Annotated in this window: 15 protein-coding genes; 12 read left to right on the forward strand and 3 right to left on the reverse strand. The window is 71.3% G+C overall.

Going from position 1 to position 14,750, the window contains the following annotated elements; translation table 11 throughout:
• Positions 1-5: 5 nt before the first annotated feature.
• Positions 6-158, reverse strand: a complete 153-nt coding sequence (locus ACZ63J_RS10735; protein WP_465404125.1) for a hypothetical protein — start codon at positions 156-158, stop codon at positions 6-8.
• A 98-nt stretch (positions 159-256) separates the two neighbouring features.
• Between ACZ63J_RS10735 and ACZ63J_RS10740 the strand changes: the two genes are divergently transcribed.
• Both ACZ63J_RS10740 and ACZ63J_RS10745 read left to right on the forward strand, forming a co-directional pair.
• Positions 257-886: a Maf family protein gene (locus ACZ63J_RS10740; protein ID WP_465335766.1), complete on the forward strand. Its 630-nt coding sequence runs from the start codon at positions 257-259 to the stop codon at positions 884-886.
• 100 nt (positions 887-986) lie between these two features.
• A complete protein-coding gene (locus ACZ63J_RS10745; RefSeq protein ID WP_465404127.1) occupies positions 987-2,339 on the forward strand; it encodes a dicarboxylate/amino acid:cation symporter in 1,353 nt (450 codons plus the stop codon).
• A gap of 42 nt (positions 2,340-2,381) precedes the next feature.
• Here the strand turns inward: ACZ63J_RS10745 and ACZ63J_RS10750 are convergent, their stop codons facing one another.
• Entirely contained in the window at positions 2,382-3,107 is a 726-nt protein-coding gene (locus ACZ63J_RS10750) for a hypothetical protein (protein WP_465404129.1), read from the reverse strand.
• Between the two features lie 158 nt (positions 3,108-3,265).
• On the opposite strand from ACZ63J_RS10750, the gene ACZ63J_RS10755 reads away from it, so the two are divergent.
• From ACZ63J_RS10755 to ACZ63J_RS10790, 8 genes are all read left to right on the forward strand, one after another.
• Positions 3,266-3,541, forward strand: coding sequence for an SAV_915 family protein (locus ACZ63J_RS10755; RefSeq protein ID WP_465309101.1), 276 nt, complete (start codon positions 3,266-3,268; stop codon positions 3,539-3,541).
• 106 nt (positions 3,542-3,647) lie between these two features.
• Positions 3,648-5,444 (forward strand): acetyl/propionyl/methylcrotonyl-CoA carboxylase subunit alpha, encoded by a 1,797-nt coding sequence (locus tag ACZ63J_RS10760; RefSeq protein ID WP_465404131.1) that lies wholly within the window; start codon positions 3,648-3,650, stop codon positions 5,442-5,444.
• 58 nt (positions 5,445-5,502) lie between these two features.
• Positions 5,503-6,021 (forward strand): DUF1707 SHOCT-like domain-containing protein, encoded by a 519-nt coding sequence (locus ACZ63J_RS10765; protein ID WP_465335771.1) that lies wholly within the window; start codon positions 5,503-5,505, stop codon positions 6,019-6,021.
• Positions 6,022-6,028: 7 nt separating this feature from the next.
• Positions 6,029-6,418, forward strand: coding sequence for a DUF1707 SHOCT-like domain-containing protein (locus tag ACZ63J_RS10770; RefSeq protein WP_465309095.1), 390 nt, complete (start codon positions 6,029-6,031; stop codon positions 6,416-6,418).
• A gap of 21 nt (positions 6,419-6,439) precedes the next feature.
• Positions 6,440-7,594: a sensor histidine kinase gene (locus tag ACZ63J_RS10775; RefSeq protein WP_465404250.1), complete on the forward strand. Its 1,155-nt coding sequence runs from the start codon at positions 6,440-6,442 to the stop codon at positions 7,592-7,594.
• A gap of 76 nt (positions 7,595-7,670) precedes the next feature.
• On the forward strand, positions 7,671-8,684 hold the full coding sequence (locus tag ACZ63J_RS10780; RefSeq protein WP_465404133.1) for a hypothetical protein: 1,014 nt from the start codon (positions 7,671-7,673) through the stop codon (positions 8,682-8,684).
• A gap of 100 nt (positions 8,685-8,784) precedes the next feature.
• Positions 8,785-9,810, forward strand: a complete 1,026-nt coding sequence (locus ACZ63J_RS10785) for a hypothetical protein (RefSeq protein ID WP_465404135.1) — start codon at positions 8,785-8,787, stop codon at positions 9,808-9,810.
• 78 nt (positions 9,811-9,888) lie between these two features.
• On the forward strand, positions 9,889-10,419 hold the full coding sequence (locus ACZ63J_RS10790; RefSeq protein WP_465309089.1) for a GNAT family N-acetyltransferase: 531 nt from the start codon (positions 9,889-9,891) through the stop codon (positions 10,417-10,419).
• A gap of 7 nt (positions 10,420-10,426) precedes the next feature.
• Here the strand turns inward: ACZ63J_RS10790 and ACZ63J_RS10795 are convergent, their stop codons facing one another.
• Positions 10,427-12,160, reverse strand: a complete 1,734-nt coding sequence (locus ACZ63J_RS10795; protein ID WP_465309087.1) for a glycerol-3-phosphate dehydrogenase/oxidase — start codon at positions 12,158-12,160, stop codon at positions 10,427-10,429.
• 268 nt (positions 12,161-12,428) lie between these two features.
• Here ACZ63J_RS10795 and ACZ63J_RS10800 point away from each other — a divergent pair, with 268 nt between their 5' ends.
• A complete protein-coding gene (locus tag ACZ63J_RS10800; RefSeq protein WP_465335775.1) occupies positions 12,429-13,178 on the forward strand; it encodes an MIP/aquaporin family protein in 750 nt (249 codons plus the stop codon).
• A gap of 32 nt (positions 13,179-13,210) precedes the next feature.
• Positions 13,211-14,725, forward strand: a complete 1,515-nt coding sequence (glpK, locus tag ACZ63J_RS10805) for a glycerol kinase GlpK (protein WP_465404137.1) — start codon at positions 13,211-13,213, stop codon at positions 14,723-14,725.
• Positions 14,726-14,750 lie beyond the last annotated feature (25 nt).

Below are 14,750 nucleotides of genomic sequence, written 5' to 3' on the forward strand. Positions count from 1 at the left end.
GCCAGTCAGCTCGTCAGCTCGTCGCGGGAGGGGAAGCCGCCGGCGCCGAGCCCGGCACGGGCCGGCCGGCGGCCCGGGTCTTCGAAGTCCGGCGTTTGGCCCACCACGGCGACCGCGACGTCGCGGTCGACTCCGTCACGCGCACGGTCATCAGCCACCTCCGCGCCATATGTTGCGAGCCACAACAAACTAACTCCGCATCCGGGTGACGGCGGTCACAATTCGGTCACGACCCCCGCCCGGGTAGGTTCCCGGGGTGCAGTTCGTCCTCGCCTCCCAGTCCCCCGCCCGGCTCGCCCTGCTGCGCTCGGCGGGCCTCGACCCGGCCGTGTTCGTCTCCGGTGTCGACGAAGACGCCGTCGCCGCGTCGCTGACCGAGCCGGAGCCCGCCGAGCTGGTCATGGCGCTCGCCGCGGCCAAGGCCGAAGCCGTCCTCGACCAGGTCGCCGCCGCGCACCCGGACGCCGTGGTCGTCGCCTGCGACTCGATGCTGAACATCGGCGGGCGGATGGTCGGCAAACCGGCCACCCCGGACATCGCGCGGCAGCGCTGGGCCGCGATGGCGGGCTCATCCGGTGAACTCTTCACCGGCCACACGGTCGTCCGGCTCGAAGGCGGGAACCGCGCCAAGGAGGCCTCCGGCTCGATGTCGACCGGCGTCCGGTTCGGCACGCCGAGCGCCGCGGAGATCGACGCCTACGTCGGCACCGGCGAGCCGCTGCACGTCGCCGGCGGCTTCACGATCGACGGCCTGGGCGGCTGGTTCGTCGAAGGCCTCGACGGCGACCACACGAGTGTCATCGGTCTCAGCCTGCCGCTGACGCGCCGGCTGCTGGCCGAGGTCGGCGTGAGTGTCGTGGATCTCTGGCGGCCTCCCGCATCCTGAGAAGGGCACCACACGAACGGGCGATCCGGAAGAGTCCTGTCCTGCCTAACGTTCTTCTGACGAGGCAAGACAAGATACTTTCAAGCACCGGAGTAGCCCCGTGTCTTTTGTACGGACATACACCAAGCCGCGGGTGTTCGCGGCCGCGGTTCTCGGCGCGCTCGTCGTCGGCGCCCTGCTGGGTGTCGTCGCACGGCAGACCGAGGCCGGCTGGCTGACCGATCTCCTCGACCAGATCGGCACCATCTTCACGACGCTGCTGCAGATCGCGGTGATCCCGCTGGTCTTCACGGCGATCGTGGTCGGCATCAACAGCCTGCGCAAGCTCGGGGGCGGCCGCACGGCCGCGCGCCTGGGCGGCAAGACAGTGCTGTGGTTCGCGATCACGTCGTTCATCGCCTCGCTGATCGGCATCGCCGTCGGCCGGATCTTCAACCCCGGCTCCGGCGGCCTCGGCGGTGTCGAAGCCACCGCGAAGAACGCCGACAAGGCCGCGGCCAGCGTCGACCACTGGGGCTCGTGGAGCGCCTTCATCGACGGGTTGCTGCCGGAGAACTTCATCAAGGCCTTCGCCGACGGCGAGACGCTGCAGGTGCTGTTCCTCGCGCTCGTGATCGGCGCCGCCGCGTACAGCCTGGGTGACAAGGCCAAGCCGTTCGTCGACTTCACGACGAGCGTCTTCGAGATCATCCAGCGCTACCTCGGCTGGATCGTCCGGCTCGCCCCGATCGGCATCATCGGCCTGATCGGCGCGGCGGTGGCCAACTACGGCGACGCGCTGTTCCGGCCGCTGTTCTCGACCACGCTCGCGGTGTACGTCGGCTGCCTGCTCGTGCTGTTCGTCGTCTACCCGATCCTGCTGCAGTTCGTGGCGAAGGTCAGCCCGCTGAAGTTCTTCGCGAAGGCCGGCACGGCGATCCAGTTCGCGTTCGCCTCGCAGTCCTCGGCCGCCACCCTGCCGCTGACCCGCCAGTCCGCGGTGAACCTCGGCGTCCAGCCGGCGTACGCGGCCTTCGCGACCCCGCTCGGCAGCGCCACGAAGATGGACGGCTGCGCGGCGGTCTTCCCGGCGATCGCGGCGATCTTCGTCGCGAACCTCGCCGGGGTGTCGCTGAACTTCTGGCAGTACGTGGGCATCGTGGTGGTCGCCGTGGTCGGCGCGCTCGCGACGGCCGGCACCACCGGCTGGCTGACGGCGTTCACGCTGACGACGTCGTTCATCGGCCTCGACGCCAAGCAGGTCGCGCTCGGCCTGGCCCTGATCTACTCGGTCAACCCGATCATGGACATGATGCGCACGGCGACGAACGTGGCCGGCCAGATCGTGGTCCCGGTGGTCGTGGCCCGCGGCGAGGGCCTGCTCGACGAAGAGGTCCTCAACACCCCGACGGACCGCCCGCAGGCCTCCGACGACGGCTCCGCGGCCCGCCACACCGAGCCCGCCCCCGCCTGACCCCTGACACCGAGCGCCCCGGGGCCCGCCTCGGGGCGCTCGTCAGGAGGACGGGCAGGCGCGCAGGTCGGCGCGGGTCAGGCGGATGTCCGGCCAGCCGCGCAGGTCCGACGGCGAGGTCACCCGCCGGGTGCAGCCCACCGACTTGCCCGTCAGGTCGTAGACCTCGCCCAGCACCGGCGCCGCCGCGCACTTCGCGGTGCCGGCCGCCGCGTCGGCGCAGTCGTGGCGGACCACGATCACATCCGGGCGGCCGTCGGCCGTGACGTCGTAGAGCGCGAGCGTGCCGGCGTCGGCGTAAAACGGCTTTCCCGAGTCGCGCCACACTCCCCCGCCGGCGACCAGCAGCTCGCCGTACGCGGCCGTGCCCTCGTCGCCGACGTCGCCGCGGACCAGGCACGTCGGCGCGGCGCCGTCGATGCAGCGCAGCGAGTTCTGGTCCAGCCGGACCCCCAGCTGGGCGATCGACAGCTCGAACACCGTGCCCGGCTCCGGCCCGATGCGCAGCCGTCCGGACCCGCCCGAGGCGTCGGTGAGCAGCACGACCGGCGTGCCGCCGACCGTCATCGCCGCGAGCTGGCGGCACGGCCCGCCGCCGCAGGTCACCACGGGCGCCACCGGGCCGGCCGCGGGCTCGGCCGCGCCGGCGGGCACCTCCGGGCGCGGCCGCAGCAGGAACACCGAGCCGATCGCGCCGAGGGTCACCACCGCGGCCAGCACCGCGGTGAGCAGCGCCGACCGGGGCGTCCGCGCTGCCGAAGTCCGCATAAGACAGAGCGTAAGCCGCTTCGCGACCGTGTGTGGGCAGCGCCCCGGCGCCGTGTGGCCGAAATCCCCCGGGGGTGCGAGCCCACCCCGGCAGACCCCCTGAACGGGTGACCTGACGGGGCCAGATCTCGCTCTGCGTGTCCGTCTATGTTGGCCGGGTGACGAACCCCAACCTTCCCCCCGCCCTGTACCTGCCGACCGGCCCGGTGAACGTCGAAGCCGAAGGCGCGTCGATCGAGCTGCGCCGCACACCGGACGGCCGCACCGCGCTGGTCGCCTTCACCGCCCTCGACCGGCTGATCGACTGCTGCGGCGAGCACCAGCCGTGGGTGCTGGTCAACACCGAGCACCTGCCGAAGGTGCACGCCGCGAACCCGTACGACGTGATCGTGCTCGACTCGCCGCTGCCGGTGGAGCTGCGTCACCACGTCTGAGCGTGGTTCAGCTCTCACTCCAGAGACGCGCGACGTCGTATCCGTAGACTTCCCAGGTGCCGCGCAGGCGGTCAGCAATGCAGCTGTCGGACACAGGAGGTGCGGGGTGGCCGAGCAGGTCGGCGAATCCACGGGTGGCCCGGTGACCAAGATCCTGGTCGCCAACCGGGGCGAGATCGCGGTACGCGTGATCAGAGCCGCGAAAGACGCTGGTCTCACCAGCGTCGCGGTGTACGCCGACCCGGATCGCGACGCACCGCACGTGCGCCTGGCCGACGAGGCCTTCGCGCTCGGCGGCACCACGGCCGCGGAGAGCTACCTCAACATCGACAAGCTCCTCGACGCGGCGAAGCACTCGGGCGCCGACTCGGTGCACCCGGGTTACGGCTTCCTCTCCGAGAACGCGGACTTCGCCCAGGCCGTCCTCGACGCCGGGCTGACCTGGATCGGGCCGAGCCCGCAGGCCATCCGCGACCTCGGCGACAAGGTCACCGCGCGGCACATCGCGACCCGCGCGGGCGCGCCGCTGGTGCCGGGCACCAAGGAGCCGGTCAAGGACGCGAGCGAGATCGTCGCGTTCGCCGACGAGCACGGCCTGCCGGTGGCCATCAAGGCCGCGTTCGGCGGCGGTGGCCGTGGCCTCAAGGTCGCGCGCACCCGCGAAGAGATCCCGGAGCTGTTCGAGTCCGCGACGCGCGAGGCGGTGGCCGCGTTCGGCCGCGGCGAGTGCTTCGTCGAGCGCTACCTGGACAAGCCGCGGCACGTCGAAGCCCAGGTGCTGGCCGACCAGCACGGCAACGCGATCGTCGTCGGCACCCGCGACTGCTCGCTGCAGCGCCGGCACCAGAAGCTCGTCGAGGAGGCGCCCGCGCCGTTCCTGTCCGACGACCAGCGCAAGCGCATCCACGAATCGGCGAAGGCGATCTGCAAGGAAGCCGGGTATTACGGCGCCGGCACGGTCGAGTACCTCGTCGCGACCGACGGCACCATCTCGTTCCTCGAGGTCAACACGCGCCTGCAGGTCGAGCACCCGGTGTCGGAGGAGACGACCGGCCTCGACCTCGTCCGCGAGATGTTCCGCATCGCGCGCGGCGAGAAGCTGCGGATCACCGAGGACCCCGAACCGCGCGGCCACTCGATCGAGTTCCGCATCAACGGCGAGGACGCCGGCCGCGGCTTCCTGCCCGCGCCGGGCACGGTGACGAAGTTCGTCGCGCCGAGCGGGCCGGGGGTGCGGGTCGACTCCGGTGTCGAGTCCGGCAGCGTCATCGGCGGGCAGTTCGACTCGATGCTGGCGAAGCTGATCGTCACCGGGACCGACCGGAACAACGCTCTCGAACGCAGCCGCCGCGCGCTCGCCGAGATGGTCGTCGAGGGCATGGCGACGGTGCTGCCGTTCGACCGCGTGATCGTGAACGACCCGGCCTTCATCGGCGACGACAACGGCTTCAGCGTGCACACGCGCTGGATCGAGACGGAGTTCGACAACCAGATCGAGCCGTTCGTCGCGCCGGACGTCGAGGCCACCGAAGAGGAGCCGCGGCACAACGTCGTCGTCGAGGTCGGCGGGCGGCGGCTCGAGGTGTCGCTGCCGGGCGGGTTCGCGCTCGAAGGCGGCGGCGGGGGCGGCGGCACCGCCGTCAAGGCGAAGCCGCGCAAGCGCGCCGGCGGGGGCAAGGCCGCCGTCAGCGGCGACGCCGTCACCGCGCCGATGCAGGGCACCATCGTGAAGGTCGCCGTCGAAGAGGGCCAGTCGGTCGAAGCCGGCGAGCTGATCGTCGTCCTCGAGGCGATGAAGATGGAGAACCCGGTCACCGCACACAAAGCGGGCACCGTGACCGGACTTTCGGTCGAGGTGGGCGCCGCCGTGACGCAGGGCACCCAGCTCCTGGAGATCAAGTAGCGCAGTTCGTTACGGATGTCGTGGTGGGCCGCCCCCGAGGCGGCCTACCATCGACTACGTGACCGAAGTCCCGTCTCCGCAGCTGCGGATCAGCGACCAGAACCGCGAGTCCGCACTGACCGCGCTCGGTGAGCACATGAGCGCGGGGCGGATCGACATCGACGAGTACGGCGAGCGCTCGGCCCGGATCACCGCGGCGAAGACGCGCGGCGAGCTGGGCGAGATCTTCGGTGACCTGCCGGCACCGCACCCGAAGTACGACGACGTCCCGCAGGCCGTCGCGGCTCCCGAGCCGGAAGCCGCACCGGCTCCGCGGCACCCGGGCACAGCGGACGGCTGGAGCGGCGGGCAGCGGTTCGTCGCCGCGTTCCTCCCGCTGGTCTGGATCGCGACGATCGCGCTGATCGCCACCGGCCTCGTGTCCGGGACGCTGATCTTCGTTCCGATCGGGCTGAGCATCTTCGGCCGGTCGATGTGGGGTCATGCCGGGCGTCACGACCGGCACGACCGGCACCTGCGCGACCGCGAGCGCCGGCGCGCGCTGCGCGACTCCTACCGCCGCGAGATGGGCCGCTGATCCTCCCGTGGGCGACATGCTGCTGAGCGACGCCGAACGCCAGGACGCGCTGGACGTGCTCGAGGAGCACGTCCGCACCGGGCGGCTCGACATCGACGAGTACGGCTCGCGCTCGGCGAAGGTCACCGCGGCCAAGCGCGTCAGCGAGCTCGTCCCGCTGTTCGACGACCTGCCTTCGCCGCGGCCGAGCGCCCTGCTCAACGGGGCCGCCGCGCCGCAGGTGCCGGTGATGACCGGCGAGACCACGCTGTCGCGCTGGCTGACGGCGAGCGCGGTGCCGATCGCGATCGTCCTCGCCGTGGTGGTGCTCATCCTGTCCCGCGGCCGGCTGCTGATCATCTCCGTCGCGCTGCCCCTGGTGGTCGCGATGATCGCGGGGGCCCGCCGGCGGCGCTGAACCTGCGAGAATCGCTGCGTGATGGGCGTGGTCCCGGGCGCGCTGGACGCCCGAAGCGAACGGCTGGCCGGACCGATCTTCACGGTCGTCGGCCTGGCCGGGCTCGCGGCGTGCGTGATCTGGGGCCCCGGTGTCCGGGGTGTCACGCTGGTCGCCGTCGTGGTCGCGGCGGTGTGGGTGCCGCTGTTGATCCCGCTCTTCCCGCACCGGCGGGCGCACCCGTGGCTCGTCTCCGGCTACTACGCCGGGGTGCTCGCGGTCGCGACCGTGCTGGTGGCCCGCGACGACACCTTCATGGGCTTCGCATCCTTCGGCTACCCGCTCGCCTTCGTGCTCTTCCCCGCGCGGTGGGGGTTCTTCGCGGTGGCCGCGACGGCGACGCTGCCGCTGCTGGCCGCCAACTCGGATTCGCGGAGCCCGACCTGGGTGCTGGTCGCGTCGATGGCCGGGCCGCTGCTGTACGCCGCGTGGTTCGTCGGCGCGGAGAGCGAGCAGCGGCGGAAGGCGAACGTCCGGCTGGAGGCCGCGCTCGAGGAGAACGCGGACCTGCACGCGCGGCTGGTGACCCAGGCGCGCGAAGCGGGCGTGCTCGACGAACGGCAGCGGATGGCCCGAGAAATCCACGACACGCTCGCCCAGGGCCTGACCGGGATCGTCACGCAGCTGCAAGCCGCCGACGGCCCGGACCGCGATCGGCGTGTGGAGCAGGCTCGCACGCTCGCCCGGGAGAGTCTCGGCGAAGCGCGACGCGCCGTGCAGGCGCTGCGGCCGGAGCCCCTGGACGCGGCCCAGCTGCCGGAAGCGCTTTCCCGGCTGGCCCGGCGGGTGTCGGAGACGTCCGGGGTCGCGGTGCGCGTCGAGACGACCGGGGACACCCGGCCGCTCCTGCCGGAGCTGGAGGAGACGCTCTACCGCGTCGCCCAGGAGGCGCTGGCGAACGCGGAGAAGCACGCGAAGGCGTCCCGGATCGGCGTGACACTGTCCTATGCGGACGATCTGGTCCTGCTCGACGTCGTCGACGACGGGGCCGGCTTCCGGCCGGGCGACCGCGGCGACGGCACCGGGTTCGGCCTGGAGGCGATGCGGCAGCGCGTCCGGCGGGTGGCGGGGACGCTGTCGGTCGAGAGCGAGCCGGGCGGCGGCACGGCCGTGAGCGCGCAGGTCCCCGCGCTCTGAGATTGCTCCTTTCGCCGGGCAACCCGTCCGCCGGTCCGGACGTGGTGATCGTGCAGGTCGGGGGAAAGGGGAAATGATGAGCAAGAAGTGGCTGCGGGCGGGGGTGCTCGCCACCGCGGCGATCGCCGTCACCGCGCTGGGAGTGCCGGTTTCCGCGGACGCGGCGATCCGCATCTCGTGGCGGCCGACGGTGCTGCCGCTGCCGCCCGGCGCGAGTGCGGGCAACCTCACCGGGTCGGACGGCAAGGGCGAGTACACCGGGACGTTCCGGGTCAACGACGTCACCCAGGTCGTGAGCTGGCGCAACGGGCAGCCGGTCCTGCGCGGCGTGCCGAGCGGGTACGAGCGGGTCGACGCCAACGACGAAAACTCGTCCAGTGTGGTCGCCGGCACGATCCACGACTACGAGAGCATGACCAGCCGGACGTACACCTTGGACGCGTCGGGCTACCACATCAAGGACAACCCGGCGGGGTACCAGGAGGTGACCGGCGTCGCGATCAACACGCGTGGCGACGTGCTGGGCGAGGCCTACGCACCCGGGGTGCCCCGCGCCGTCGTCCTGTGGCGGGCCGACGGCAGCGCGCCGGTGGTCATCCCGGAGACGGGCGACATCTCGTCCCCGCAGGACCTGGACGACGACGGCACGATCCTGCTGAACTCGGGCAGCGGCTCGGCGCTGTGGAAGGACGGGGTCCTCCGCAAGCTCCCGCCGAGCCCGTCGGCGTGGGCGGTCGGCTACGCGATCCGCGGCGGCGTTGTCGTCGGGTCGCGCTCGTGGGGCAGCGAGCAGGCGGCCCGCTGGTCGACCCCGACCTCGGGAGTCGCCGGCCTGGAAGGCGGCGGCATCGCGCTGAGCGTCAACAAGGCCGGCCTGACGGTGGGCCTGGCGCCGACGCCGTCGGGACCGCAGATCTACGGCAACGCGGTGGTGTGGCGCGGCACGGTCCCGGGCGTGGTCCAGGGTCCCAGCGGCTACCCGACGTTCCGGGCCGAGGTCGCGGCCGACGACGGCACGCTGGCCGGCTACGCGTCGAAGGACGCGGCCCCCAGCAGCGGGGTGCCGGTGATCTGGCGCTTGACGCCGTGACGCGGCCTTGACCGGGCGGGCCGGGAGCGACGTGCTCCCGGCCCGTTCCTAAACCGTTCCCGGGGTTCGCGCGTGCTGGCGGCGAACAGGGGAGGAACGGATGACCTTCAGAACCAAGGCACTCGCCGTCGCCGCGGCGGCACTGCTCGCCACCACGCTCGCGCAGCCCGCGCAGGCCGCCCTCGGCCACTGGGAGGCCGACCTGCTGGCCTTGCCGGCCGGCTACTCGGACGCGTCCGGGTGGGTCCGCGGCACCGACAGCCACGGCGGGTACGCCGGGAACCTCTGGCTGGACGGCACTTCCCACGTCGTGACGTGGTCGAACGGCCAGCCCACCGTCCACCCGGCGCCCGGGGACTCCCCGTCCGCCGAAGTCCTGGACGAGAACTCGTCCGGGACCGTCCTCGGCCAGACCATCGACACGTACGGCACCCGGGTGCAGCCCTTCCTGCTCGACCACGGCGAGTACCGGATACTGCTGGCGCCGGGCGACTGGGCGAGCCTGACCGCGGTGGCGATGAACGAACGCGGCGACGTCGTCGCCAACGCACAGCCGAACGGCGGCGGCGCGGGGGCGGTCGTCCTCTGGCACGCCGACGACCGCGACCACCCCGTCGTGATCACCGGGCAGCCGTACCTGTCCGCCACGGACATCGACGACGACCGCGCGGTCCTGGTGAACTCTTTCCCGAACTCGTTCGTCTGGCGGGACGGTGTTTTCGAGCAGCTCACGGCCCCTCCGGGGGCGGCGTACGTCAACGCCTCCGGCATCCGGAACGGGCAGGTCACCGGGAACTTCGGGGCATCCGACTGGCTCACCCTCGAAGGCGTGCGGTGGCGCTCCTCCGGGCAGCCGGAAGTGCTGCCGTCGTCCAGCACGACGTTCGGGCTCAACCGGCTCGGCCTGATCGTCGGGTACGGCACCAGGCCCGATCCGACCGGCCCGCTGGGTCCCCTCTCGGTGTGGCTGGCCGGGCGTGCGATGGGGCCGCTGCCCCTCGCCGGGTTCAGTGCCGGCTATGCGAAGACGGTCGGTGACGACGGGACGATCGCGGGCGTGGTCTCCGACTGGCATCCGTCGACGTACGGCGGCCACCCGGTCGTGTGGCGCTACTCGCTGCGCTGACGCCGTGCCCCGGGGCTGATCCGGCCGTGATCGCCGGGCCGGGAGCGACGTGCTCCCGGCCTGGCTAGGCTGGGTGGAGTGGAACCGGTGGAGATCAACGCGGGCACCTACTACCTGCGCCAGCTGCGCGCCGACCGGCACATCGACGACCGGCCGCTGCTCATGGAGGCGTTCGCGGACCCGACGCACCGCAAGTACGTGCTGAACTACCGCTTGCGCACCCTGGACGAGGCCACGGAGTACGTGACTCTGCGGGCAGCCCAGTGGGCCGGCGACGAGCGGTGTTCCTGGGCGATCGCGGAGCCGACGTCAGGGCGCCTGCTGGGCGAGGTGGGCTTGCGGGAGCTGGACCTTTCCTCGAACTACGCCGAGGCGACGATCTGGGTCCACCCGGCCGAGCGCGGCAAGGGCATCGCGACCACGGCGTTGAACGCGGCCTTGCGGTTCGGTTTCGGCGGGCTGGGGCTGACCGAGGTGAGCTACCGGTACGAGGAGAGCAACGCGGCGTCGGCGATCGTGGCGGAGCGCTGCGGGTTCACGCTGGTGGGCCCGGAGCCGGACCGGGCGCCGACGGGCGAACGCCTGATCCGCTGGCACCGGACCTCCTGATGCTCCCTCAGCTCACCGGCTCGACCAGGCCCGAGCGGGCCTCCGGGGCCGCCGACCGCAACGCGTCCGCCGCTTCGTCGCTCGGCTGGGACTGGGACTCGCGCTCCGACTCCACCCTCGCGCGGTAGACCTCGATCTCCCTCTTCACCGTTTCGGGTGACCAGCCGAGGACCTCGCCCACCAGGGCCGCCACCTGCTCCGCGCAGTCCACACCGCGGTGGGCGTACTCGATCGAGATACGCGTCCGGCGGGCCAGGATGTCCTCCAGGTGCAGCGCCCCCTCGTGCGAAGCCGCGTACACCACCTCGACGCCCAAGTAGTCCGGGGCGTGCTCGATCGGCTTGAGGAGCTCCGGGCGACCTTCGGCCGAGGCCAAGACCTCGTGGACCAGCGACCCGTAGCGGTCCAGCAGGTGCCGGACCCGGTACGGGTGCAGGCCGTGCTCGGCGGCCAGGTGGTCGGCCTGGTTGACCAGCGCGTGGTAGCCGTCCGCGCCGATCAGCGGGACCTTGTCCGTGATGGACGGCTGGGACCGGCCGGGCAGGTCGACCGCCGCCGCGTCGACCGCGTCCGCCGCCATCACCCGGTACGTCGTGTACTTGCCGCCCGCGATCGCGACCAGGCCCGGGGCCACCCGCGCCACCGCGTGCTCGCGCGAGAGCTTCGACGTCTCTTCGCTCTCCCCCGCCAGCAACGGGCGAAGGCCCGCGTACACACCTTCGATGTCGTCGTGCGTCAGCGGTGTCGCCAGGACGCTGTTGACGTGCTCGAGCAGGTAGTCGATGTCGTGCTTCGTCGCCGCCGGGTGGGCCAGGTCGAGGTTCCAGTCCGTGTCCGTGGTGCCCACGATCCAGTGATTCCGCCACGGAATGACGAACAGCACCGACTTTTCGGTGCGCAGGATCATCCCCGACTCCGACACGATCCGGTCGCGCGGGACGACGATGTGCACACCCTTGCTCGCCCGCACGCGGAACCGCCCGCGGCCGCCGGACAGCCGCTGCAGCTCGTCGGTCCAGACGCCGGTGCAGTTGATCACCGCGGCCGCCGAGATCTCCGTTTCCCGGCCGTCCTCGACGTCGCGCACCCGCACGCCGGACACGCGGTCGGCCTCGCGCAGGAACCCGACCACCTGCGTCGACGTCCGCACGACCGCGCCGTAGTGGGCCGCCGTGCGCGCCACTGTCATCGTGTGGCGGGCGTCGTCGGACTGCGCGTCGTAGTAGCGGATCCCGCCGATCAGCGCGGACCGCTTGAGCGCCGGCACCATCCGGAGCGCGCCCGCGCGGGTGAGGTGCTTCTGGCCCGGGACACTGCGGGCGCCGCCCATCGTGTCGTACATCAGCAGGCCGGCCGCGGTGTACGGGCGCTCCCACACGCGGTGCGTCAGCGGGTACAGGAAGCTCACCGGCTTGACCAGGTGCGGCGCGATGGTCGTCAGCATCAGCTCACGCTCGCGCAGGGCTTCCCGGACCAGGCCGAACTCGAGCTGCTCCAGGTACCGCAGGCCGCCGTGGAAGAGCTTGCTCGACCGGCTCGACGTCCCCGACGCGAGGTCGCGGGCCTCGACCAGCGCCACCCGCAGCCCGCGGGTCGCGGCGTCCAGCGCGGTGCCCGCGCCGACGACGCCGCCGCCGATCACCACGAGGTCGAACGTTTCGCCGCCGAGCCGCTGCCAAGTCTCTTCGCGCTTGACCGGGCCCAATCGAGCCGGGTTCGTCTCCGCTGCGTGCTGCGCCACGTGACATTCCTCCTCGTGCTGGCGAGGCTTCCAGCATCGCACGACCCGGTGATCCTCCGCCCGTTCGCGGACGACACGTGTGGCGTAACCCTCCGCGATCTTGCTGTGCCATCCGCCTGCGTCCGGCCGGATCTTGAAAAGATTCGGCTACCCGGTGCTTTGAATCCGCTTCTACGCCCCGGTAACGTCGCGCGGACGTGGGTCGGCAACGGTGCCGTGGCACGCCGTGATCGACCCTGCGCAGAGTGTCCAGTGTGGAGGTGCAGCGGTGAGTGCTGGGGCAATAATCGTCTGGGAACTACTGGGAACGGCCGCCCTGATCCTGCTCGGCAACGGTGTCGTCGCGAACCACGTGCTGCGCAAGACCAACGGCAACAACGGCGGAATCCTCTTCATCAACTTCGGCTGGGCGTTCGCCGTCTTCACCGGCGCCAGCATCGCCGCGCCCAGCGGCGCGCACCTGAACCCGGCGGTGACCCTCGGGCTCGCCATCGCGGACAAGACCAAGTGGGCCGACGTGCCCTTCTACTTCATCGGGCAGATGGCCGGCGCCATCATCGGCGCCCTGCTCTGCTGGGCGACCTACAAGCTCCAGTTCGACGACCACCCCGAGCCCGAGAACACCCTCGGCATCTTCTCCACCGCACCGCAGATCCCGAACGTCGCGTGGAACCTCGTCACCGAGGTCATCGGCACCTTCGTCCTGGTGGCCTGGATCCTGCTCAGCCCGACGTTCGCCGCGACCGACGGCGGCACCCCGAACTTCGGCAACTCCGCGCTGGGCTACGCGGGCGTCTCGTTCGTGGTCCTCGTGATCGGCACCTCCCTCGGTGGCCCGACCGGGTACGCCATCAACCCGGCGCGTGACCTCGGCCCCCGGATCGCGTACGCGTTCCTGATGCCGATCCGCAACAAGGCGAACGCGAACTGGGGCTACTCCTGGATCCCGGTCGTCGGCCCGCTGGTCGGTGGCGCTCTCGCCGCGCTCGTCTACCTCCTCGTGCACAACCTGACCTGATCGCCCGTCCGAGAAGAACTCCTGGAGCAAGCATGACTTCGTACGTAGCCGCGATCGACCAGGGCACCACCTCGACCCGGTGCATGATCTTCAACCACGAGGGCCGGGTCGTCGCCGTCGACCAGAAGGAACACGAGCAGATCTTCCCGAAGGCGGGCTGGGTCGAGCACAACGCCGAGGAGATCTGGGAGAACACCCGCGCGGTCGCCGCGGGCGCCATCGCCAAGGCCGACCTGCACACCAAGGACATCGTCGCCGTCGGCATCACCAACCAGCGCGAAACCGCGCTGGTCTGGGACAAGACGACCGGCAAGCCGGTGTACAACGCGATCGTCTGGCAGGACACCCGCACCGACCGGATCGTCACCGAGCTCGGCAACCTCGGCGGCGGCCAGGAGCGCTACCGCGACAAGGTCGGCCTCCCGCTCGCGACGTACTTCTCCGGGCCGAAGATCAAGTGGATCCTCGACAACGTCGACGGCGCACGCGAGAAGGCCGAAGCCGGTGACCTGATCTTCGGCAACATGGACACCTGGGTGCTCTGGAACATGACCGGCGGGGCCGACGGCGGCGTGCACGTCACCGACCCGACCAACGCCTCGCGCACCATGCTCATGGACCTCGACACCCTGCAGTGGGACCCCGAGATCGCCGCCGAGATGACGATCCCGCTGTCCATGCTGCCGGAGATCCGCTCCTCCTCCGAGGAGTACGGCAAGGTCCGCGAGAAGGGCGCGCTCGCCGGCGTGCCGATCGCGGGCATCCTGGGCGACCAGCAGGCCGCGACGTTCGGCCAGGCCTGCCTCTCGCCCGGCGAGGCCAAGAACACCTACGGCACCGGCAACTTCATGCTGCTCAACACCGGCACCGAAAAGGTGATGTCGCAGAACGGGCTGCTCACCACGGTCTGCTACAAGATCGGCTCGAACGACACGGTCTACGCGCTGGAAGGCTCCATCGCCGTCACCGGTTCGCTGGTGCAGTGGCTGCGCGACAACCTCGGCATGATCTCGACCGCGGCCGAGATCGAGGAGCACGCGCGCAGCGTCGAGGACAACGGCGGCGCGTACTTCGTCCCGGCGTTCTCGGGTCTGTTCGCTCCTTACTGGCGATCCGACGCTCGCGGCGCGATCGTCGGGCTCACCCGGTTCGTCAACAAGGGACACCTGGCCCGCGCGGTGCTGGAGGCGACCGCCTTCCAGTCGCGCGAGGTCATCGACGCGATGAACGCCGACTCCGGTGTCCCGCTGAAGTCGCTCAAGGTGGACGGCGGCATGGTCGTCAACGAGCTGCTCATGCAGTTCCAGGCCGACATCCTCGGTGTGCCGGTGATCCGCCCGGTGGTCAACGAGACCACCGCGCTGGGCGCCGCGTACGCCGCCGGCCTGGCCGTCGGGTTCTGGAAGTCCGAAGACGACATCCGCACCAACTGGGCCCAGGACAAGCAGTGGGACCCGTCGATGGACGACGCCCGCCGCGAATCCGAATACCGCAACTGGAAGAAGGCCGTCACCAAGACCTTCGACTGGGTCTCCGAAGAGGACTGACCGGCCTGGGCCGGGGGCACCACGT

The sequence above is a fragment of the Amycolatopsis sp. NPDC104863 genome (assembly GCF_055582965.1).